Below are 22,453 nucleotides of genomic sequence, written 5' to 3' on the forward strand. Positions count from 1 at the left end.
GAACTCTCAAGGATTGGGCGGCGCTCTGGCGCGCCACTTGCTGCAGGTTGTAGAGCGAGCTATAGCCGCGCCGGAATATAAAAACTTGCGGGGCGAAAAATGTTGAAAGAAGCGTTTTCGGTTATTCGAAAATACAGTGTGGTTTACTGGACTTTCTTGGCCCTCGCGGCCGGTGTGAGCTATGCCCGCGATCTCGGACTGCTCGACCAGTCCATCAATTACGGGACCACATTTCTTTGGATCATCCTCGCTGAATTGGCCGTCTGGGCGATCGTGTTTTCAGAAAATGGCGTTCTGCCGCCTCTGAATCGCTCAGCCAAAACACCTTTCAAGGGCTTCTATTCTGGCTTTTTCTTGAAGACCCTTGTGCTTCTCGGAACTCCGATGATCATTACATTGGGCCTCGCGTTCACGATTTTCAATGTAACTCACGCGAACAGAGATTTGTTTGTGGTGTTTGTCGTCGTCGTCTCCGGCATCCTGACATTGTTATTGTTCAGCGCAGCCGCCACCTGGCTTCCCGCGTCGATCAAGGGCGAGCGCAGCGGTTTCGGCGATGCATTGGACCGGACTCGCTTTACGTTCTGGGCCATATTCACGCGTACTGCCCTCAGCAATCTTGTTTTCATTGGAGCGGCGCTCGGCGCGGCGGTGTTGGGTTCGCAGATTGACAAACACGTTCCGGCAACACGATTGATCGGTGGGCCTTGGTCCATTACCATGTGGATCCTTGTTGTAGTGGTGTTCTGGCTCAACGCCCTCCTCGTCACTTATCTTTCCGTGGTCATCTCCCGGGCCTATCTCCGTGCGGAACAGATCCTTGAGGCCAAACGCAACGCGTCGGCTTCGCCGATGGACGGCGCGGACGGAATAGCCTAAGCAGCCGCCGGCGCGCTACAGTCGGCGCGCGCGACGGAGCCTTGACGTGACCAACAGCCTCAAATCGATTTCCAGCCTGCTTCTAACGATCTTCATCGTCATGACCGGTTTCGGTCTGGGCGGCTATATCGTGCAGTTGCGCGCGCTCGGCGAAGGCTGGACGGCCTATGACATTTCGCTGATCGGCGCAGTTTATTCGCTCGGCTACACGCTGTCGTCCTTCGTCACGCCGCGCTTCATCCGCCGCACCGGCCATATCAGGGTGTTCTCCGCCTATATCGCGCTGATGTCGATTTCGATCCTGCTCTGCTCGCTCGAACAGACGCCTTTGTGGTGGATGCTGTTTCGCGGCCTGTTCGGCTTCGCCATCGCCGGCGGCTACATGATCATGGAAAGCTGGATCAACGAGAAGGCGACCAATGAAAATCGCGGCCTGATGTTTTCGGTCTATATGGTGGTGGCCATGGGCGGCTCGATCGCGGGCCCCTATATCGCGGCGCTTGCCGATCCCATGACCACGGTGCTGTTCATCGTCGCCGCCATCCTGTTTTCCGTGGCGATCTTCCCGATCGCGCTGTCGTCGGGCACCTCGCCGGCGATCCCGAGCGAGGCAGGCTTCGATCTCAAGGGGCTGTGGACGCGCTCGCCGGTCGCCTTTGTCGGCACCTTCATCGCCGGCGTCATTTCGGCGGCCTGGGTGAATTTCTCCGCCGTTTACGCCAAGATGACCGGTCTCAGCGAAACCGGCGGCGCCAATCTCATCGCCGCCGTCATTTTGGGCTCCGTGGTGGCGCAGTTTCCGCTCGGCCGCATTTCCGACCGCATGGACCGCCGGCTGGTGATGGTCGCCTGCGGCGCTTTCGGCATTGTCGCCGCGCTCGCCATGGCCGCGTCCACGGCCTCGCCCTATATGGTCTATCTCTCCGGCTTCCTGGCCGGCATGGTGATCTTCCCGATCTATTCGCTGAATGTGGCGCATGCCAATGATCTCGCCGAACCCGGCGAATATGTGCGGATTTCGAGCGGCATCACCGTGCTCTATGGATTGGGCGTCGTCGTCGGCCCGCTGGCCGCCGGCCAGGCCATCGCATTCGCCGGGGCGCCGGGCCTGCCGATGCTGCTCGCGCTCTGCTTTGCCCTCTACGGCGCCTATGCCGGGCTTCGCTTGCGCCAGCGCCCCGCCGTCATCCCGCCGACGGACGCTTGACGCCGCGGCGGCTTTCCCGCCAGATGATGAACACGCCGGAGCCGATGATCACGGCTGCGCCGAAAAACAGTGAGGCGCTGAGCGTCTCGCCGAACAGCAGATAACCAACCGCCGCCCCGCCTATGATCGAGGTGTATTCGAACGGCGCGATCGTCGAGACATCGGCATAGCGATAGCTTTCGGTCAGCAGGATCTGCGCGACGCCGCCGAAAAAGCCCGCCCCCATCAGCATCAGCGCCTGCTCCCATGTCATCGCCGGCCAGCCGAACGGGATGGTCAGCAGCGACAGCAGCGTCGCCGACAGGGAGAAATAGAGAACGATCGTCGGGGTGTTCTCCGTCCGCACCAATTGCCTGACCTGCACCATGGCGAGCGCCGCCATGCCTGCGCTCAACAGCGCCGCGATCGAGCCTGCGAATTCTCCCGCGCCCATTCGGCCCGACGTAAAGAGATCGAGTTTCGGCCAGAGAATGATCATCACGCCGACAAAGCCCACGGCCACCGCGCTCCATCGATAGGCGCGCACCTCTTCTCCCAGCAACAGCGCTCCCGCAATGACCGTGAACAGCGGCAGCGCGTAGCCGATGACGATCGCTTCCGGCAGCGGCAGATGCACCAGCGCGTAAAAACCGAACGACATGGATATGACGCCGATAAAGCCGCGCTTGAAATGGCCGAAGGGGTTGTCGGTGCGGAAGGCGGAGCGGAATTCGCCGCGCAGCGCCAGCCAGGCGAGAATCGCCGGCATGGCGAACAGGGATCGGAAGAAGGTGATCTCCCCCGTCGCGAGCCCCTTGCCGCCTTCCTTGATCAGGATCTGCATGCACAGAAACAGCAGGATCGACAGCAGCTTCATCGTGATGCCGCGCAGCGGATTGGTGACGGTCTTGTCCATGGGATTCGGCTCGGGAAGGCTTACCTTTCCCACTTGCGCCTATTCGGAGACCAACACAAGGCGGCGCCGGGCAAAAAAGCTCCGCGTCGCAACCATTCGACGATCTATGAAGCCATCGACAATCCGCCGCAAGACAAAGCTGTTTTCTTTTGATACATGTTAACGTTAGATCAGCATTTCACTGAAATACTGCCGCCGGATTTGCGCGCATCGCATGAATTGCAAGCGGGGATGAGCGCTTTCGCCAACGATCACCATGATTATTCGCGCTTGCAAACCGGGAAGACACGATGGACGCCTCCTCCGGCCAGATTATTCATCTGACAGACTACCGCCCCACAGATTTCGTGCTCGAGCGCGTCGATCTCACCTTCGAACTCGATCCCACGGCGACGCTGGTGATCCAGCGTTCGCTGATGCATCGGCGCGAAGGCGTGGCCGAAGACGCCCCGCTCATTCTCGACGGCGATGAATTGTCGCTGAAGATGGTCGCCATCGACGGCAACGAGATCCCGGCCTCGCAATACGACGTCTCCGATAAGCAGTTGGTCATTCGCGATCTGCCCACCGGCGTGACTTTCGAAGTCACCGTCGAGACGATCATCAACCCGGAAGCCAACACCAAGCTGATGGGGCTCTACCGCACCAACGGCACCTATTGCACCCAATGCGAGGCGGAAGGCTTCCGCCGAATCACCTATTTCATGGATCGCCCCGACGTTCTCGGCGTCTACACGATCACCATCATCGCCGATGGCGACGCCAATCCGGTGATGCTGTCCAACGGCAATTTCCTCGGCGCCGGCCCCTATGGCGATGGCCGCCGTTTCGCCGCATGGTTCGATCCGCATCCCAAGCCCAGCTATCTCTTCGCGCTGGTCGCCGGCAATCTCGGCGTGGTCGAAAACACATTCACCACCATGTCTGGCAATGAGGTGGCGCTGAAGATCTATGTCGAGCATGGCAAGGAGCCGCGCGCGGCCTACGCCATGGACGCGCTCAAGCGCTCGATGAAATGGGACGAGGAAGCCTTTGGCCGCGAATACGATCTCGACATCTTCATGATCGTCGCCGTGTCGGATTTCAACATGGGCGCCATGGAGAACAAGGGCCTCAACGTCTTCAACGACAAATACATTCTCGCCGACCCGGAAACCGCGACCGACCAGGACTACGCCAATATCGAGGCGATCGTCGCGCATGAATATTTCCACAACTGGACTGGCAACCGTATCACCTGCCGCGACTGGTTCCAGCTCTGCCTCAAGGAAGGCCTGACCGTCTATCGCGACCACGAATTCTCGGCAGACCAGCGTTCGCGCGCCGTCAAGCGCATCGCCGAGGTCCGTCATCTCAAGGCCGAGCAGTTCGCCGAGGACGCAGGCCCCCTCGCCCATCCGGTGCGTCCGGAAATCTATCGCGAGATCAACAACTTCTACACGACCACGGTCTATGAGAAGGGCTCAGAAGTCACCCGCATGATCGCGACGCTCTTGGGCGCTGCGGATTTTCGCAAGGGCATGGATCTCTATTTCGAGCGTCATGACGGCCAGGCGGTGACGATCGAGGATTTCGTCACGTGTTTCGAGGATGCGAGCGGCCGAAATCTCGGTCAGTTCTCGCTCTGGTACCGCCAGTCCGGCACGCCGCTGGTGTCGGCCTCCGCCGCCTATGACGCGGCGGCGAAGACGCTCAACCTGTCGCTCGAGCAGATGATCCCGCCGACGCCGGGCCAGCCCAGCAAGCAGCCGATGCATATTCCGTTGGCGCTCGGGCTGATCCTGGAAGACGGTTCGGAAGCAAAGCCCAGCGCCGTCTCCGGCGGCGAATATTCCGGCGGCGTGCTGCATCTCACCGATCGCGCCCAGACCTTCACCTTCGAAGGCGTCGCGTCGCGTCCGGTCCTGTCGGTCAATCGCAGCTTCTCGGCCCCGATCAACCTGCATCTCGACCAGTCCGCCGCCGACATCGTCCACATCGCCCGCCATGACGCCGATCTCTTCTCGCGCTGGCAGGCGATCAACACGCTGGCGCTGCAGGATCTCCTGAAGGCGGTGCGCGCCGTGCAGGCCGGCGAGACGCCGTCCGCAGGTCCCGAACTGATCGACATTCTCGGCGCAACCTTAGTCAATGAGACGCTGGAGCCTGCCTTCCGCGCTCAGGCCCTCGCTTTACCGTCGGAATCCGACATCGCCCGCGAAATCGGCGCCAATATCGACACCGACGCCATCCATACCGCGCGTGAGGCGGTGATCACCACCATCGCCAAGGCAGCAGCCGGGCCGCTCGCCGACATCTATGCCGCGCTGGCCCCTGAGGGCGCCTTCAGCCCCGACGCGGTGAGCGCCGGCAAGCGGGCGCTTCGCAATGCCGCCCTCGCTTGGCTCGCTTACGCCGAGGGAACACCGGCGCGCGCCGCAAAGGCCTTCGCCGAAGCGGACAACATGACCGAGCAGGCGTCTGCGCTGACGACGCTGGCGCATCGCTTCCCCGACAGCGCCGAGACGGCAGACGCGCTCGCCGCCTTCGAGACCCGGTTCGGCGACAATCCGCTGGTCATGGACAAATGGTTTTCGATCCAGGCGGCCATTCCCGGCGCGTCGACGCTCGACCGCGTCAAGGCGCTCACCGGCAGCCGCCATTTCGCACCGAACAATCCCAACCGCCTGCGGTCGCTCATCGGCTCTTTCGCCATGCAGAACCCCACCGGCTTCAACCGCAAGGACGGGGCGGGCTACGCCTTCCTCGCCGAGCAGATCGTGGCGATCGACAAGCGCAACCCGCAGGTCGCCGCCCGCATCCTCACATCCATGCGCTCCTGGCGTTCGCTGGAAACGGTGCGCGCCAGCCACGCAAAGGCGGCGTTGATGGAGATCGACCGCTCCGGTCCCCTTTCCACCGACGTGCGCGATCTCGTCGATCGCATGCTGAAGGGCTGACAACACGCGGCGGGGGTCTTCCCCGCCGCTTCTCTTTGCTCGGTCGCCGCGTTCCGCGCCCGATGGCGCCGACAGGCGAAATCGCGCTATCCGGCTGATTTTCCTCGCCTCCGCGCTTCCCTTCCGAAAAAAAGCCGAGTCGAATAAAGGGGTTAATAAAAGTTTAATCCCGCGCTCTGGACAAGCCGATTCGGGGATGATTCATTACGGCAGATTCGGGCGAGCGGCGGTCGAATCATCAACGGAATCAAGGCGAAAAATATGGCGGATACGCGACGGGGAAGCGTGACCGATGACTCCGTTCGTCCCGGCTTTGCGGCCCTTTCGGGCTTCGAGCGGCAGGTGCGGACACTCATGCGAGGCTGGCTTCGAGGACGGGACATGTCCCGGGCCGAGCCGCATCTCAAGCGATCCGTTCCGATCCTGATTACCGCTTTTCTGCTCGTCGTCGCGGCATCCCGCGCCTTTGGCATTTATGCGGAGGTGGAGCGTCTCGAAGACGCCCACAAACTTCAGGCCCAGCTTTCCGCCAATACGATTGCAGCGCGGCTGGCCGGCAATGCCGAAGTCATTACGAAAAACGAGACCATGCGGGCCGAAGCCTTGGCCCGCGCCGACCTGCCTGTGTCGCTTCTGAATTCCGGCCTGCAGGTCTATGCCGCCGATAGCAGCGGCTTCATCGTCGCAAGCGTCGGCTCGGAGACCCGCCAGGCGGGCCGCTATATCCAGACGCTGGCCCCGAGCGTCTACGCCAATCCGGTCACGGCGGCCGATCAGCGGCTCATCTTGCAGGGCAGGCCCTACTACGCCGCCGTCGCCCGCATCGGCGCCGATCTCGGCTCGGTCATGGTCTTTCTGCCCACCGACGGCGTCGACGCGCTCTGGCGCGAGGAGATCTCGCTCAACGCCACGCTGTTCACCGGCATCGCCGCGATCATCCTCGTCATCCTCTACGCCTATTACAATCAGGCCAAACGCGCCCGCGACGCCGACGAGATCTTCGTCGAATCCAACATGCGGGTGGAGACGGCGCTGTCCCGCGGCCGCTGCGGTCTCTGGGATCTCGACATGCAGGACGGGCGGCTGTTCTGGTCCCGGTCGATGTTCGAAATGCTCGGCGTTGCCTCGCGGGATACGGTGATGTCCTTTGGCGAAGTCGCCCGCCTCATGCATCCGGACGACAAGTCCATCTATTCGCTGGCGCGCGGCATCGCCCTCGGCGAACTGCGTCAGGTCGACCAGGTGTTTCGCGTCCGCCACGCGTCGGGCCATTATGTCTGGCTGCGCGCCCGCGCCCAGATCATCCGCTCCACCTCGCGCCGCGCCCATCTCATCGGCATCGCCATGGATGTCACCGAGCAGCACAAACTCGCCCAGCGCTATGCCGAGGCCGATCAGCGTCTGGCCGACGCCATCGAGTCCACCTCCGAAGCCTTCGTGCTCTGGGACAAGAATGACCGGTTGGTGATGTGCAATTCGCATTACCAGCAGGCCTATGGCCTTCCCGATCATGTGCTGGTGCCCGGCGCCGAGCGCCATGTGGTCCTCTCGGCCGCGTCGCGCCCCGTCATCGAGCGCCGTCTCGCCGATCCCGATCCCGGCCAGGTCATGTCGCAGACGATGGAAGTACAGCTCGCCGATGGCCGCTGGCTACAGATCAATGAGCGCCGCACCCATGACGGCGGCCTCGTTTCCGTCGGCACCGACATCACGCTCCTCAAGCGCCACCAGGAGCGGTTGCGCGACAGCGAACGCCGGCTGATGGCGACGATCGGCGATCTCTCCGCCTCCCGCCTGAAGCTCGAACGGCAAAAGGCCGAACTGTCGGTCGCCAACTCCAACTATCAGGCGGAGAAGGAGCGCGCCGAGGCCGCCAACCGCGCCAAGTCGGAATTCCTCGCCAATATGTCGCACGAACTGCGCACGCCGCTCAACGCCATCCTCGGCTTCTCGGAAATCCTGCAGAACCAGATGTTCGGCCCGCTCGGCTCGGAGAAGTATTACGAATATGCCGGAGACATCCACGAAAGCGGCAAGCATCTCCTGCAGGTCATCAGCGACATTCTCGACATGTCCAAGATCGAGGCCGGCCATCTCAAGATCAATCCCGAGCCCACCGATCTCGGCGTGCTGATCGAGGAGAGCCTGCGCTTCATCAACATCGCAGCAGCCCAGAAGCACATCACCGTCGAGCAGCATATCGACGGCGATCTGCGCCTGATGGCCGACAAACGCGCCATGAAGCAGATCCTGCTCAATCTGCTCTCCAATGCGGTGAAGTTCACCAATCCCGAGGGCAAGATCATCGTCCGCGCCCGCAAGCTCAGCGACTGTATCTGCATGACCATCGCCGACACCGGCATCGGCATCCCGAAATCCGCCATGCACAAGATCGGCCAACCCTTTGAGCAGGTGCAGAGCCAATACGCCAAGAGTCAGGGCGGCTCCGGCCTCGGCCTCGCCATCTCCCGCTCGCTCACCCAGCTTCACGGCGGCGAGATGAAGATCCATTCCGAAGAGGGCAAGGGCACGATCATCGTCGTGAGGATTTGAGACAAAAGGCGGAGGTTGCTACGACTTGGCCTCTGCTCTCCCATTGACAAAATACACAATTTACGTATTTTTTCTCCTATAGGAGAAGTTCAATGTTACGCCCTCTGCAGGTCTCAGCAACCCAGTTTTCTCGCAGCTTCGCGCGTTATCGGGAAGAGGTCCACGCCGTCGGCGTGATCGAAGTGACGTCGCACGATCGTGTTGTCGGCGGCTATCTCAGTCCCAAGGAACTCGAACATTACCGCCGTCTCAAGCTCAAAGAGCGCGAGGTCGTGGCCGTCGAAGATATCGATGACGAACTTCTCGACGCCATCAAGAACGCCAAATACGGCGAAGTATCCGAGTGAAGGCGCCGGCTCCAGTTCAGGGCCTCGTGATCCGATACAATTACCTCTGGCTGGAAGAAGCACGAAGCGGCCTGACGGAAGGCGTCAAGGATCGTCCCCGCGCGATCGTCATCTACGTCTCCCGGACAGGGCGCGCCTCCGTTGTCCCCATAACCCATTCGCCACCCGATTTAGGCCAGGAAGACCTATCCCTGGAGATCCCGGAGGCGCTCTGCGCATCGATTGGCCTTGATCAACAGACCAATTGGATACGCTTGGACGAGATCAATTCATTCGATTGGCCAAGCGAGGCTCTGCGTCCTCGCCCTGATATTCCGGAGCGATATGATTACGGCATGATCCCCAAAGAGTTTTACGAGCAGATCCGTGATCGCCTCGTCCGACTGGCCGAAGCGCGTCGCATCGCCCGCATCAACCGCAGGTGATCACCCTGCCTTCACCGTCGCCTTGAAGATCTTGCGCACTTGCGCCGACATGCGCCGGATCTCGGCTTCCAGCACGCGGATATCCGGCGCTTCGGCGATCTGGCAGATCAGGTCCTTGAGCCCTTCCGGCGCATCCGCAATGATGAAATCCCCCTCGACGCAGAGCCGAGCCATCTGCGCAAACGCCGAATAGAGCCGGAGCGCCTGGATCACCGCGTCGAGATCGGCGGGCTCGAGGAAGGACGGCCCGAGACGGGCGAGCGTCGCCTCCGTGCCCGGATCGCGTTCGACGCCGCCGAGCCCGCTCAAAGGCGCGATCAATGCGAAATATTGCGCGAGAAACTCGATGTCGACCAGACCGCCGGCGATCAGCTTGACGTCCCAGACATCCCGCGGCGGCTTTTCCTTGTCGATCATCGCCCGCATCTCGGCGACATCGGCGGCAATCTTGTGTCTGTCGCCGGGCCGCGCCAGCACGCGGTCGATGATCGCGGTCGCCTTGGCGGATAGATCCGCATCGCCGCTCACCACCCGCGCCCGTGTCAGCGCCATGTGCTCCCAGGTCCAGGCTTCTTCGAGTTGATATTTCTCGAAGGCGCGCAGCCGCGTCGCCACCGGCCCCTTGTTGCCGGAGGGTCTCAGACGCATGTCCACCTCGTAGAGCACGCCCTCCGCTGTCGGGGCCGAGAGCGCTGCGATCAGGCGCTGCGTCATGCGGGTGAAATAGCGGTTCGCATCGAGCGGCTTCGGCCCGTCGGACATCGCATCATCGTCATGGTCGTAAAGCAGGATGATATCGACATCGGAGCCGGCGGTCATTTCGCGGCTGCCGAGCTTGCCCATGCCGAGCACCACCACTTCACCGCCGGGCAACTTGCCATGCGCCGCCTCGAGTTCCCGCCTGACAGCCGCCATCGCCTCTCCGATCACCAGATCGGCGAGATCGGTGAAGGCCGAAGCCGCGGCATCCGCGCCGATCGCATCGGTCAGCAGCCGTACGCCGATCAGGAATTTTTGCTCGAAAGCGAAGATGCGGAGACGGTCGAGCACATCCTCGAAATGCACCGCGCCCGACAGGAACGCCGTCAAACGTCGTTCGAGATATTCCCGCGTCGGCAGTTCCGAAATCAGCGTCGGATCGAGCATGCCGTCGAACACATGCGGCTTGGCGGAAATGATCCGCGCCAGCCGCGGCGCCGCCGACATGATGGTGGCGATCAGCGACAGCAGCGAAGGATTGGAAGACAGCAGCGAAAAGACCTGGATGCCGGAGGGTAGACCGGCGATGAACCGGTCGAAATCGAACAGCGCTTCATCCGCCCGCCGCGTCTGGCCGAACACGGTCAGGATATCGGGCGTCAATTCGGTCAGCCGCTCGCGCGCCTCCACCGATTGCGTGGCCCTGTAGCGACCGTAATGCCAGCCGCGAATGGCGCGGGATATGTCTTCGGGCCGTTTGAAGCCGAGTTGGGCCAGCGTCTTCAGCGTATCGGGGTCGTCCTTCTGGCCCGTAAAGACGAGATTGCCGGTTTCGCCAGATAGTTTGCTTTCCTGTTCGAACAGCCGGGCGTAGCGTCTTTCCACCGTCTTCAGCCGCTTGGTCAGCGCGGCGGAGAAGGCGGCCGTATCGGCAAAGCCGAGCATGAAGGCGATCCGTTTCAACTCCGCCTCTGTCGTCGGCAGATTATGGGTCTGCTCGTCATGCACCATCTGCACGCGATGCTCGACGCCGCGCAGGAACCAATAGGCTTCGATCAGTTCCGCGCATGTCGTTTCGTCGATCCACCTGTTGGCTTCCAGCGCCTTCAAAGCCTGTTCGGTGCTCTTGACGCGCAATTCGGGAATGCGCCCCCCGGCGATCAATTGCTGGGTCTGGGCGAAGAATTCGATTTCGCGGATGCCGCCGCGGCCCAGCTTGACATTGTGCCCTTTCACCGCGATCTCGCCATGGCCCTTGTGGACATGGATCTGCCGCTTGATGGAGTGAATATCGGCAATCGCCGCATAATCCAGATATTTGCGGAACACGAAGGGCGTCAATTCCTTGAGGAACCGCTCGCCAGCCTGGAGATCGCCGGCAACAGGCCGCGCCTTGATATAGGCCGCCCGCTCCCAATTCTGTCCCCTGCCCTCGTAATAGAGGATCGCCGCCTCCACCGGTATGGCGAGCGGCGTCGAGCCGGGATCTGGCCGGAGCCGGAGATCTGTGCGGAAGACATAACCATCGCCGGTGCGGTCCTGCAGAATGCGGATCAGCCGTCTCAGCAGCCGGGCAAAGGTCTCCGTCCCCTCGTCGGGATCGACGAGAATGCCTGCCTCCGGCTCATAGAACACTACGATGTCGATGTCGGAGGAATAATTGAGCTCGAAGCCGCCCAGCTTGCCCATGCCGAGCACGATCAGTCCCGAACCGCGCGTAGGCTCCTCGGGATCGATAAGTCTGAGTTTGCCAGCCTCCATGCCCGAAAGCAGCAGATGATCGATCGCCGCCGCCGTCGCCGCACCGGCGAACAGGCTTAGGCTGCGCGTCGTCTCCGCCGCTGTCATCACGCCGGCGAGATCGGCGAGCGCGATCAGAAAGGCGGCCCGCCGTTTCGCCTGCCTAAGCGCCGTCATCAACTCGGCCTCCGTCCGCGCGCGCCAGAGCTCACGCGTCCCGGCGATCAACGTCTCGATCTCCCGGGGCGGATCGGCCGTCAAGGCTTCGGCCAGAAGGCTGGGCTTGATGCGGGCGGTGTCGCGCAGAAAGGGCGACAGCGTCATGGCGGCGATAACGAAATCCCGCGCCGCACTGTCGCCCGACAGAAGCGCCGCGATCTCAGGCTCTTCCTTCGCCCAATCCTTGAGATCAGCCAGCGCCGATTTCACCGCCTGTTGCGACAGCGGCAGGATGGGATTGGCCATGAGATCAATAATGCGCCGCCCGACCGCGCCGCCACTCTTCTCCGTCATCCGTCCTCCCAGGCATTCTCTAATCCGTCGCCGCCCGCAATGCCTCCAGACAGAGGTAGACGGCTGCGGGACGCATATCCTCGAAGGCAGGTTTTACGGCGAGATCGGCGATGACGCCATGGAGAAATTCGGGGCTGGCGGCAAGCACGGCGCGTTCGGCGCGGCGGACCTCGTCTGGAAATGATCGGAGCGCCAAAAGCACCTGGCGCCTGTCGGCTCGCCAAGCCGCTGCTATATCGAACATGTCGCGCGGCAGAAGCGAGGCTCCTCGAAAGTAAACCTTCTTCGCCAGGATCTCTCCAATCGTCTCCACCCGCGTGGATAGACCGAGGACTTCAAGCTTGCGATTGGGTGTCGAGGTGAGATCGGGACAAGCAATGAAATCAATCTCGCCAGCGGCGCCGAACGATAGTTTGAGAAATCGAACACCATCGCCGTGATATGCGGCCAGGCCCTGGACCAGGCCGATATTGCCCTTACCGGGATCCAAATAGGCTAAAAGCTGGGGATCGGGGAGAAAAACATCGATGTCATGACTTTCTCGATGGCCGATCTGCAACATCAAGGCCGTTCCGCCGCCGAACGACCACCGATCTTGGAAGCCGGCGCGACCGAGAATATCATTTGCCTTCAGAAACAGGTCTTGCCAACCGCCGCTCAAGCCGCCCGGCCCAGCCATGTCCTGCCCGTCCAATTGTCGAAGTCTGCCGCAACCCGAGCAAGGCGCTCATCGGAGATGCCGTGCTCCCCGGCAAATTGCCGCTGTAGGTCGGGATCGACCTCATAAAGAAAGGAGGCGGCGTGTCCCGGCATGGCCTTCATGCGCTCTAGATCGAGAATCAGAGAAGCAACCTGTTCCCCGCTGAGCTTGCGGCTATAGGAGGCGTTCACGGTGGCTAAAATCAGCGGTTCGACACTCGCCATAGACATATCCTCCGAGCTATCATCGAAGAGTCTCATGCGCCTTCGGTTGCGTCAACCCACCGGAAACACCATGGTCACCGACAAACCCGGAAGCTCCGCGCCGACTTTGGTCGGGGCCAGTTCCACCCGGCCGCCATGCAGCTCCATCACCGCCACCGTCAACGCCAGGCCGAGCCCCGTCCCGGGCTTCGAGCGGCTTTCGTCGAGACGGAAGAAGCGTTTGACCACATCGCCAAATTTGTCCTCAGGAACGCCCTGGCCGCGATCGGCTACCGTCACCCGCACGCCGTCGGCGCTGGACGCGACAGACAGCGTGATCTCGGGCGCGTCGGGATTGTCGCCATATTTCATGGCGTTGTCGATCAGATTGGAGATCGCCTGGCCGATCAGTTCGCGATTTCCGCGCACAACCACGCCCGGTGCGACGTCACGCCTGAGAATGAAGCCGGCATCTTCCGCCACCGGCTCATAGAGTTCGCCGAACTCTTCCGCGACCTCTGACAGATTGACCACCGACATCTCGGCGGCCGCAGATCCCGCCTCGACCCGGGAAATCATCAGCAGCGCGTTGAAGGTGCGGATCAACTGGTCGGTGTCGCCAATCACCTCTTCGAGCGCCAAACGGTAGTCATCAGCGTCCTCTGCCTTTGCAAGGGCGCTTTCGGCCTTGTTGCGCAGCCGCGTCAATGGCGTCTTGAGGTCGTGGGCGATGTTGTCAGACACCTGCCTGAGCCCCTCGTTCAACCGCTCCATGCGCGCCAGCATCACGTTCAGCGATCCGGCCAGCCGATCGAATTCGTCGCCCGAGCCGGTTTCCGGCAGGCGCTGGGAGAGATCGCCCGCCATGATCTTCTGGGCGGCGAGCGAAGTCCGGTCGATCCGCTTCAATGCATTGCGGCCGATCGCAAACCAGATCACCAGCGCGCCGACGCCCATCACACCCAGCGCCAGCATCAGCGCCTTGCGCACCAGAAGACGGGCGTTTTCCGGTTCGCCGACATCGCGGCCCACCAGCACGCGCAGACCGTTTTCGAAGCGGATCACGTGGGCGATAGCCTGATGCCGGTCCTTCTTGGCCGTCTCGCCGAAACGATTGTAGAGAAAGGGCTTGTCCGTCCACCCCTCTTCATTGAGCACGCCCGCCTGAAGACCCGCGACATTGCCGGCCAGGATTTCGCCGCTCGGCCCGGCGATCACATAGAGATTGGCCCCCGGCTGGTGCGAGCGGCGCTCCAGCACGCGCAATAGCGAGGCGACGCCGCCCTCGGTGTAGACATCTTCGAGCTGGTTGACCTCTTCGGAAATCGATTCCTTCATCCGCGATTGCAACTGGCCGTCGGAGATCGAGGTGACATAAAACACCAGCACCGCCGCGCAGGCGGAGAACAGCAACAGATAGATGGCGGAGAGGCGGACGGCGGTGTGGCGATAGAGCAGCCTCAAGCGCGCGAGCGCAGCCATCACGCCTCGTCCTTGATCATATAGCCCGCGCCGCGAATGGTCTTGAGAAGCGGCTTTTCGAAATCCTTCTCGATCTTGCCGCGCAGCCGCGACACATGCACGTCGATCACATTGGTCTGCGGATCGAAATGATAGTCCCAGACGTTTTCAAGCAGCATGGTGCGCGTCACCACCTGGCCGGCATTTTTCATCAGATATTCGAGCAGGCGGTATTCGCGCGGCTGCAGCACGATCTCCTTGCCAGCGCGGCGCACCTCATGCGAGAGCCGGTCGAGTTCGAGATCGCCGACCCGGTAGATCATGTCCTGCTCGGGCAGAGCCCTGCGGCGGCCCAGCACTTCCACGCGCGCCAGCAGTTCGGTGAAGGAATAGGGTTTGGGCAGGTAGTCGTCGCCGCCGGCGCGCAGGCCCGTCACCCGGTCATCGACCTGTCCCAACGCCGAAAGGATCAGCGCCGGCGTGTTGATGTTGCGGCGGCGCAATTCCGATATCACCGACAGCCCATCGCGGCGCGGCAGCATGCGGTCGACGATCAGCACGTCGTAGCCGTTCTCGGCGGCCATGAAGAGACCCGCCTCGCCGTCGCTGGCGTGGTCGATCGTGTGTCCCGCTTCACGGAACGCTTTGACGAGATAGCTCGCCGCGTCGAGATCGTCTTCGATGATGAGAATTTTCATGGCGGGAAAATAAGGCGAGAGCGCATAAAGCGAAAGCCCCATCAGGGGCTTTCGCGGTTCGGATCGGAGGTCAGCCGATCGGCAGGGCGACGAAGCGGTTGCCCGTCTGGTCCTGGATCTGGAACAGAACCTTCTTGCGGCCGTCCTTCTTGGCGTCTTCGACGATCTTCTTGATGTCGGCCGGCGACTTGATCTCCTGGTTGTTCACCGAGGTGATCTTCTGGCCTTCCTTCACACCCTTGTCGGCGGCGTCGGAGTCGGGGTTGACCGAGGTGATCGCCACACCCTTGCCGTCGTCGGTGGGAGCGACGATCAGGCCGAGCTGGTCGAGCGTCAATTCAGCCGGGGCCGCCTGCTCGTCGGAACCCTGCTCCTGCTGCGGTTCGGTCGAGGCCATCTTCGGATCGGTCGGCAGAGTGCCCAGCGTCACCTTGACGCTCACCAGCTTGCCATCGCGCCAGACGGAAACGTCCACCACCTTGCCGGGATCGAGCGAGCCGATCTTGCGCGCCAGTTCCTTCGGGCCCTTGACCGGTTCGCCATCGACGGCGGTGATCACGTCGCCCACCTTGATGCCGGCCTTGGCGCCGGGAGAATCGCCCGTCGGCTCGTTGACCAGCGCGCCGGCGGCTTCCGACAGGCCGAGCGAGTCGGCGACATCCTGGGTCACGGGCTCGATCTTGACGCCCAGCCAGCCGCGCTGGATTTCGCCGCCCTTCATCAGCTTGCCGACCACATCCTTGGCGACCGAGGCCGGAATGGCGAAGGCGATGCCGACATTGCCGCCCGAGGGCGAGAAGATCGCGGTGTTGATGCCGACCACTTCGCCCTGCAGGTTGAAGGTCGGGCCGCCGGAATTGCCGCGGTTCACCGCCGCGTCGACCTGCAGATAATCGTCATAGGGGCCGGAGCCGATGTCGCGGCCGCGGGCCGAGACAATGCCCGCGGTCACGGTGCCGCCAAGGCCGAAGGGATTGCCGACAGCCACCACCCAGTCGCCCACGCGGGTCTTGCTGTCATCGGCGAACTGCACATAGGTGAACTTGCGCTTGGCGTCGACCTTCAGCACAGCGAGATCGGTGCGCGGGTCGCGGCCCACCAGCTTGGCGCTGAGTTCGGAACCGTCATTCATCACCACGGTGAAGGCGCTGCCGCCGTCGACGACGTGATTGTTGGTGACTAGATAGCCGTCCTCGGTGATGAAGAAACCCGAACCCTGCGAGGTTGGACGCAGACGCGGCTTGTCGCCCCGCTTGCCATGATTCTTCCAGTAGTCGCGCTCCTGGTCGCCGCGCTGACTGAACTGGTCGCCGCCGCCGAACTCCTTGAAGAAGCGCTTCAGCGGATGGTCATCCGGAAGATCGTCGAAGTTCTGGCCGCCGAAATTCGGGCCGAAATTGAAGTTGAAGCCGTTGGAGGCGTCGTCGGAGGCCGGCTGGGCGCGGCTTTCGACACGCACCGACACCACGGCCGGGGTCACGGCGGAGACGACGTCGGCGAAGCTCGGCACCTGCGGCGGCGCCGTCAGTTTCACCGCCTCGGCGTGAGCCGTGTTGAACGCCATCGGCGCGCCGGTCACGAGCACGGCTGTCGCCATGCCGGCGATCGTGCCGGCCTTGAGGAGAGAAGTCAGCGAAAAGCGGGGGGCGGTCTTTCCGTTCATGGTGCTAGTCCTTCATCGTCAGGCGGAGCGTCTGCTCCAGTTCAGATCCTTAAGATGGGAATAGATCTAGCTTTGTCGACCTTGCTGCATTCTTTCCAGCGGGTGAAATTTTGGTAATGTGGAAAGAATTTACGTCTCGTCCTTGAGAAGCGCCTCCAGCTTGCGCTGTTCCTCTTCGCTAAGGTCCTGTGTCGCCGAAGAAATTCGCTTGCGGCGCAATTGCATCAGCACCACGCCCGCCCCGATCGCAGCCAGCGCGGCCGGCATGCCCCAGAGCAGAATCGTATGCTCGGACAGCCGCGGCTTCAACAGCACGAATTCGCCATAGCGCGACACCAGATACTCGATCACCTCATCGTCGCTGTCCCCCGCCGTCAGGCGTTCACGCACCAGCAATCTGAGATCCTTGGCGAGATCGGCATTGGAATCGTCGATCGACTGATTCTGGCAGACCATGCAGCGTAATTGCGCCGACAGGGCCCGCGCCCGCGCCTCGAGCGCCGGGTCCTTCAGCACCTCGTCGGGATTGACCGCGAAGGCCGGCGCCGCCGAGATCAACAGCAGCACAAGAGCAAATAGCCTTCTCATTCCGCCGCCTCCAGCGCGCTCGGCGCCGGGACTGTCCGCGCCCGTTTCGACGGCGCGCCGACGCGGAGGCGCCGATCCGACAGCGACACAAAGCCGCCGATCATCATGACCACCGCGCCTCCCCAGATGAACAGGATCCAGGGCTTCCACCAGATCCGCACCACATGCTCGCCTTCGGGGTTCTTGTCACCGATCGAGATGTAGAGCTGCGACGCGCCGAAGGTGATGATGCCGGCTTCCGTGGTCGGCATCTGGCGGGCGGTGTAGATGCGCTTGGCGCTGTTGGTTTCCGCTACGACGACGCCATCGCGCAACACCGAGAAATGTGCGGCGTCCTCGGTGTAGTTCGGTCCCCTGCCCGCGCGCTCGTCGTCGAAGCGGACCGTATAGACGCCGTTTTGCGTCGTGTCGCCCGGCTTCATTTCGAGAATATGTTCGGTCGACCAGGCGGTGGTCAGCACCACGCCGAGCACCGACACGCCGAGGCCGAGATGCGCCAGCATCGTGCCGAAAGCCGAGCGCGGCAGACCGGCAAGCCGCCGGAAGCCGTTTGCGATCCCCGCTTTGGCGAAACCTGCGCGCTGCCAAAGATCAACGAGCGCGCCGGTCACCAGCCAGAAACCGGCGATCAGCCCGAGCGCCGCCAGCATCGGTCCATCGCCGCGCGCCACCCAGACGGCAACCCCGAGACAGAGCGACAGGACGAAGGCGAGACCCAGCCTGCGGCTCGCCGCCCTGAGGTCGCCGCGCTTCCAGGCCAGCAGCGGCCCGAACGGCAGAACGACAAATAGCGGCGCCATCAGCCAGCTGAAGGCGATGTTGAAGAAGGGCGCTCCGACCGAAATCTTCTCGCCGGTCAGCGATTCGAGCAGCAGCGGATAGAGCGTGCCGGTCAGGATCGCCCCCGTCGCCACAACGAGGATGACATTGTTGAGCACCAGCGACCCCTCGCGCGACACCGGCTGGAACAGACCCCCGGGCGCAAGTTGCGCGGCCCGGAGCGCAAACAGCGCAAAGGCGCCGCCAATGAAGATCGAGAGAATGACGAGAATGAACACGCCGCGCGACGGGTCGCTGGCGAAGGCATGCACGGAGGTGAGCACGCCCGAGCGAACCAGGAAGGTGCCCAGTAGCGACAGCGAGAATGTCATGATCGCCAGCAGCACGGTCCAGATCTTCAGCGCATCGCGCTTTTCCATCACCAGCGCCGAATGCAAAAGCGCAGTGCCGGCGAGCCAGGGCATGAAGGAGGCGTTTTCGACCGGGTCCCAGAACCACCAGCCGCCCCAGCCGAGTTCGTAATAGGCCCAGTAGGAGCCCATGGCGATGCCGGCGGTCAGGAAGGTCCAGGCGAGCAGCGTCCAGGGCCTGACCCAGCGCGCCCAGGCGGCGTCGATCCGCCCTTCGATCAAGGCGGCCACGGCGAAAGAGAAACAGACTGAGAAGCCGACATAGCCGAGATAGAGCAGCGGCGGATGGATGGCGAGGCCGAAATCCTGCAGCACCGGATTGAGGTCCCTGCCCTCCGCCGGCGGCGGCGTCAGTTCGGCGATGCCGAACGTGCGCAGGAAGGGATTGGAGGTGAGCAGGATGAACAGCAGGAAGGCGACCGTGATCCAGCCCTGCACGGCCAGCGCATTGGCCTTCAGGCTCTTGGGCAGATTGCCGCCGAACCCCGCCACCAGCGCCGAGAAGAAGGCGAGGATCAACAGCCAGAGCATCATCGATCCCTCGTGATTGCCCCAGACGCCGGAGATCTTGTAGACCATCGGCATCAGCGAATGCGAATTCTCCCAGACATTGATGACCGAGAAATCCGACGTCACATAAGCCCAGGTCAGCGCGAGATAGGAGAGCCCGATCAGCGTAAAACTCGCCAGCGCCCCGGTCGTGCCCACATCCATCAGCCGCGCCTCGTTGCGAAAGGCGCCGATCACCGGCAGGGTCGATTGCAGAAGCGCCGCCGCAAGAGCGCATGCCAGCAGGAAATGGCCGAGTTCGACGATCATTGGATCTTTTCCTTGCCGCTCATGGTCACGCCCTTGGCTTTCAGCCGGTCGGCGACATCCTTGGGCATATAGGTCTCGTCATGCTTGGCGAGCACGGTGTCGGCCACGAAAGTCGGAGGCGTCATGCTGGTGATCCGGCCCTCGGCGACGACGCCCTGCCCCTCGCGGAACAGATCCGGCAGAATGCCGGTATAGGCGACCGACACTTTGCCGATCGTGTCGGTCACCACGAAATTCTCGTGCATGCCCTGCCCACGCTTCCAGGAGCCGACTTCGACCAGGCCTCCCAGCCGGATGCGCGTGTCGGGCTTCAGATCCGCCTTGGCGAGATCGGAGGGCACGTAGAAATAGGCCACCGACTGGCTGAAAGCGAACATCACCAAGAGAACAGCGGCGATCAGAAAGCTCACGCCGCCGCCGATCAGGGCCAGTCTTTTCTGTTTGCGGGTCATGGGGTCGCTCCCTCCGTCGGCGCGCCCATCTCGCGCGCCAGCGCTATCAGCGCCTTGCCATTGTCCGTGTCGGCGGGGAAAGCCGCAAGGCCGCGCTTCAGCGCCTCGCCCGCCTTTTCAGGGTCGCCCAGCACCATGTAGGAGCGGATCAGCCGCTGCCAGCCTTCGAAATTGGCGGGCTCGTCGGTCAGACGCGCATCGAGCGATTCCACCATGGTGCGGATCATCTGCATGCGGTCGGCGTCGTTCAGCCCTGCCGCAGCCTCGACATCCGCCGCGGAAGGATTGCCGGGCGCGGCCGGATTAGACGTCTCAGCCTGGAACCGTGCGATCTGAGCGGCGACGATCTCCTGCCAGGGCGCGTCCTTCGGCGCCGAGGCGGCGAGCGCTTCGAGATCGGCGATCGCCTTGGCCTTGTCACCCAATTGTCCCTCGGCCAGCGCCAGATAGAAGCGTGCGCGCGCGTCACTGGGGTCAAGCTTCAGGGCTTCAGTGAAGGCCGCACCGGCGTCCTTGGTCACCATGCCCTGATTCTGCGCCGCAATCGCCTCGCCCAGCGCGCCATAGAGCTCGGCGCTGCCGCCTTGATAGCGGATGGCGTTGCGATAGGCGTTGATCGCCTCGTCCGCGCGCATGCGCCGCATATAGATCGGCGCGATCAGCGCCCAGCCGCGGCCGTCGGTGGGATTGGCGGCGAGATGCGCCTCGGTCTTGGCGATCAGCACATTGATGTCGGGATCGGCCTCGTTGAGGCGCATGGCGAGCGGCAGGTCCGGAAATTCGGGATTGCCGGTGCGCAGATAGAGAAGCCCTGCCGCCGCCGGCAGGAACAGACAGAGAAACAGGATGACGCCGAGCGCCGCGCCGCGCGACAGCCCCGCGCCGCCATTGTCCGTCTTTTCGCTGGCGGCGATCAGCCGGCGGGCGATTTCCGTGCGCGCCTGCTTGGCCTGGTCGTTCTCGATCAGACCGGCGGCCTGGTCGCGGTCGATCTCGGCGAGTTGGTCGCGATAGACTTCGGCGTCATTGGCGGACGCCGGCAAAGCGGACGCCGGCCGCCGCATCAGCGGGGCGGCGACGATGAGTGCGGCGATGACCGCGATGGGAAGCGAAACGATCCAAAACATGATGGATATCAACTAGCGAAAGCCGCGCGGCGTGAAAATGCGCCAGATCAAGGAATTCGCGTTCCGGAGACGATTGGCCGCAATCCCCAGGTCAATTTCACGTGAGAGGCGTCCAGGCTCCATTGCCCATGCGGCAGGCCGCGCCGCGCGCGGTCACCGCGCCGCTTTTGGCGGCCAGCACATGGGAATATTGCCGGCAATTCTGCGAGCCGACCTGATAGGGCGCCGCCGCCGTCACTTCGCCCTTGAGGCCATTGCCGCTCCAGACCACCGCCTGGCCATTCGGCGCCGCTTCCAGCGCCTTGTATTCGGCCTCGAGCGCCCGCGCCTTGTCGGCGTCCGACAGTTTCACGCCCGGCATCCGCGCCACGAGCCCGCCGCGCAGTGCCTGCAGATAGAAGGCCGGCGGCTCGGGCTTGTCGGACAATTCATAACCGGTCGCCTCCGACACATCCTCGCCGGTCTTGTCGAGCCGGCTGGACCCCGACGTCGTGGCGCAGGATGCGGCGGACAGCGCGACGAGCGCGAAAACGGAAAGACGGGCGGTCATACAAAATGCGGTCACGAAATTCATTCTTGTCATCACGGATTGGCGGGCAGTCCTGCGGCGCGGAGATGGCCGCAATATGGCACGGATGAACGGAGAAATATATTCGTTTTGATGGAAATGATGGGTTAATCGCCGGTCTCGGCCACGGGTTCCGGCCGGCGCAGGGGCTCGCATGCAGGCAGGCCCGCGTTTCCCGCCAGCAATCCCCGCGCAATGTCCGCGATGATGTCGTCACGATCTTCTTCACGCCCCGCCGCTCCCGAGACAATTGGAAGATTGCCCCCGACACTCCGCATATGACTAAAATTTAAAGTTGTTCACGGCGTATTTTTGCAGCTTTTTTCTCAGGCCTTCACCTTAGCCTCATCTTCAAGCCGATGACTCGCTCGGCGCAGGGCGAGACGTGTTTATTCAGGGAGATCATATATGTCGAAGCAAACCAACACCGACAAAACCGCCAAGCTCGGCGCCGCAGACGCCAGCACAGGCGGCGACACACAGTTTCACAAGAACTACCTGGCGGCGCTCGATGTGAAGATGGACACGCTGGAGCTGAAGCTCGACCGGGTCGAAGAACTCTCCGAGCGAGCCGCCTATCTCGATAAGTTGATCCTCGACATCAAGCTCGATGTCGAGAACGACGGCATGACCACGCTGGACCGAATCGAGCTCAAGGATCTTCGAACGGAGCTGCGCCATGTCGAGAACCGCCTCGATCACCTGCCCAGCCAGGAGCAGCTTCTGAACCGGCTCGACCGGCTGGCCGAGGACTATGCCGAAAAGGCCGAAGACTGGGGTCTGTGAC

The 22,453-nt window shown here is 62.6% G+C and carries 19 protein-coding genes; 7 read left to right on the top strand and 12 right to left on the bottom strand.

What is annotated here, in order from left to right; translation table 11 throughout:
- Positions 1 to 99: 99 nt before the first annotated feature.
- The gene (locus E8Q41_RS03455) at positions 100 to 879 is read left to right on the top strand and encodes a hypothetical protein (protein WP_137154108.1); all 780 of its coding nucleotides are present in this window, start codon (positions 100 to 102) and stop codon (positions 877 to 879) included.
- Positions 880 to 925: 46 nt separating this feature from the next.
- The gene (locus E8Q41_RS03460) at positions 926 to 2,086 is read left to right on the top strand and encodes an MFS transporter (RefSeq protein ID WP_137154109.1); all 1,161 of its coding nucleotides are present in this window, start codon (positions 926 to 928) and stop codon (positions 2,084 to 2,086) included.
- On the opposite strand, the gene E8Q41_RS03465 is transcribed toward E8Q41_RS03460, so the two are convergent.
- On the bottom strand, positions 2,064 to 2,981 hold the full coding sequence (locus E8Q41_RS03465) for a DMT family transporter (protein WP_137154110.1): 918 nt from the start codon (positions 2,979 to 2,981) through the stop codon (positions 2,064 to 2,066). The genes E8Q41_RS03460 and E8Q41_RS03465 overlap by 23 nt on opposite strands.
- A gap of 290 nt (positions 2,982 to 3,271) precedes the next feature.
- Between E8Q41_RS03465 and pepN the strand changes: the two genes are divergently transcribed.
- The 4 genes from pepN to E8Q41_RS03485 all read left to right on the top strand — a co-directional run bounded on the left by pepN (position 3,272) and on the right by E8Q41_RS03485 (position 9,245).
- Complete coding sequence (pepN, locus tag E8Q41_RS03470; RefSeq protein WP_137154111.1) at positions 3,272 to 5,920, top strand: aminopeptidase N; 2,649 nt, start codon at positions 3,272 to 3,274, stop codon at positions 5,918 to 5,920.
- A gap of 381 nt (positions 5,921 to 6,301) precedes the next feature.
- Positions 6,302 to 8,473 carry a PAS domain-containing sensor histidine kinase gene (locus E8Q41_RS03475; protein WP_246660061.1) on the top strand — a complete coding sequence of 724 codons (2,172 nt, stop codon included), beginning with the start codon at positions 6,302 to 6,304 and terminating at the stop codon, positions 8,471 to 8,473.
- Positions 8,474 to 8,565: 92 nt separating this feature from the next.
- Positions 8,566 to 8,820: a hypothetical protein gene (locus tag E8Q41_RS03480; protein WP_137154113.1), complete on the top strand. Its 255-nt coding sequence runs from the start codon at positions 8,566 to 8,568 to the stop codon at positions 8,818 to 8,820.
- Positions 8,817 to 9,245: a hypothetical protein gene (locus tag E8Q41_RS03485; RefSeq protein WP_137154114.1), complete on the top strand. Its 429-nt coding sequence runs from the start codon at positions 8,817 to 8,819 to the stop codon at positions 9,243 to 9,245. The genes E8Q41_RS03480 and E8Q41_RS03485 overlap by 4 nt, the downstream gene beginning before the upstream one ends.
- Here the strand turns inward: E8Q41_RS03485 and E8Q41_RS03490 are convergent, their stop codons facing one another.
- From E8Q41_RS03490 to E8Q41_RS03540, 11 genes are all read right to left on the bottom strand, one after another.
- Positions 9,246 to 12,197 (bottom strand): bifunctional [glutamine synthetase] adenylyltransferase/[glutamine synthetase]-adenylyl-L-tyrosine phosphorylase, encoded by a 2,952-nt coding sequence (locus tag E8Q41_RS03490; protein WP_137154115.1) that lies wholly within the window; start codon positions 12,195 to 12,197, stop codon positions 9,246 to 9,248.
- A gap of 19 nt (positions 12,198 to 12,216) precedes the next feature.
- Positions 12,217 to 12,876: a nucleotidyl transferase AbiEii/AbiGii toxin family protein gene (locus E8Q41_RS03495; protein WP_137154116.1), complete on the bottom strand. Its 660-nt coding sequence runs from the start codon at positions 12,874 to 12,876 to the stop codon at positions 12,217 to 12,219.
- The gene (locus E8Q41_RS03500; RefSeq protein WP_137154117.1) at positions 12,855 to 13,121 is read right to left on the bottom strand and encodes a hypothetical protein; all 267 of its coding nucleotides are present in this window, start codon (positions 13,119 to 13,121) and stop codon (positions 12,855 to 12,857) included. The genes E8Q41_RS03495 and E8Q41_RS03500 overlap by 22 nt, the downstream gene beginning before the upstream one ends.
- Positions 13,122 to 13,172: 51 nt before the next feature.
- Positions 13,173 to 14,582 (bottom strand): ATP-binding protein, encoded by a 1,410-nt coding sequence (locus tag E8Q41_RS03505; protein WP_137154118.1) that lies wholly within the window; start codon positions 14,580 to 14,582, stop codon positions 13,173 to 13,175.
- Entirely contained in the window at positions 14,582 to 15,301 is a 720-nt protein-coding gene (locus tag E8Q41_RS03510; RefSeq protein ID WP_281405292.1) for a response regulator transcription factor, read from the bottom strand. The genes E8Q41_RS03505 and E8Q41_RS03510 overlap by 1 nt, the downstream gene beginning before the upstream one ends.
- 28 nt (positions 15,302 to 15,329) lie before the next feature.
- The gene (locus E8Q41_RS03515; protein ID WP_137154119.1) at positions 15,330 to 16,922 is read right to left on the bottom strand and encodes a Do family serine endopeptidase; all 1,593 of its coding nucleotides are present in this window, start codon (positions 16,920 to 16,922) and stop codon (positions 15,330 to 15,332) included.
- 129 nt (positions 16,923 to 17,051) lie between these two features.
- Positions 17,052 to 17,510: a cytochrome c-type biogenesis protein gene (locus tag E8Q41_RS03520; RefSeq protein WP_137154120.1), complete on the bottom strand. Its 459-nt coding sequence runs from the start codon at positions 17,508 to 17,510 to the stop codon at positions 17,052 to 17,054.
- Positions 17,507 to 19,519: a heme lyase CcmF/NrfE family subunit gene (locus E8Q41_RS03525; protein ID WP_137154121.1), complete on the bottom strand. Its 2,013-nt coding sequence runs from the start codon at positions 19,517 to 19,519 to the stop codon at positions 17,507 to 17,509. The genes E8Q41_RS03520 and E8Q41_RS03525 overlap by 4 nt, the downstream gene beginning before the upstream one ends.
- On the bottom strand, positions 19,516 to 19,971 hold the full coding sequence (ccmE, locus tag E8Q41_RS03530; RefSeq protein WP_137154122.1) for a cytochrome c maturation protein CcmE: 456 nt from the start codon (positions 19,969 to 19,971) through the stop codon (positions 19,516 to 19,518). The genes E8Q41_RS03525 and ccmE overlap by 4 nt, the downstream gene beginning before the upstream one ends.
- Entirely contained in the window at positions 19,968 to 21,098 is a 1,131-nt protein-coding gene (gene ccmI / locus E8Q41_RS03535; RefSeq protein WP_137154123.1) for a c-type cytochrome biogenesis protein CcmI, read from the bottom strand. The genes ccmE and ccmI overlap by 4 nt, the downstream gene beginning before the upstream one ends.
- A 97-nt stretch (positions 21,099 to 21,195) precedes the next feature.
- Entirely contained in the window at positions 21,196 to 21,681 is a 486-nt protein-coding gene (locus E8Q41_RS03540) for a hypothetical protein (RefSeq protein WP_137154124.1), read from the bottom strand.
- A 393-nt stretch (positions 21,682 to 22,074) separates the two neighbouring features.
- Between E8Q41_RS03540 and E8Q41_RS03545 the strand changes: the two genes are divergently transcribed.
- A complete protein-coding gene (locus tag E8Q41_RS03545) occupies positions 22,075 to 22,452 on the top strand; it encodes a hypothetical protein (RefSeq protein WP_137154125.1) in 378 nt (125 codons plus the stop codon).
- Position 22,453 lies beyond the last annotated feature (1 nt).

This window comes from Rhizobium sp. FKL33 (assembly GCF_005222915.1).
Taxonomy (GTDB): domain Bacteria; phylum Pseudomonadota; class Alphaproteobacteria; order Rhizobiales; family Rhizobiaceae; genus Rhizobium_E.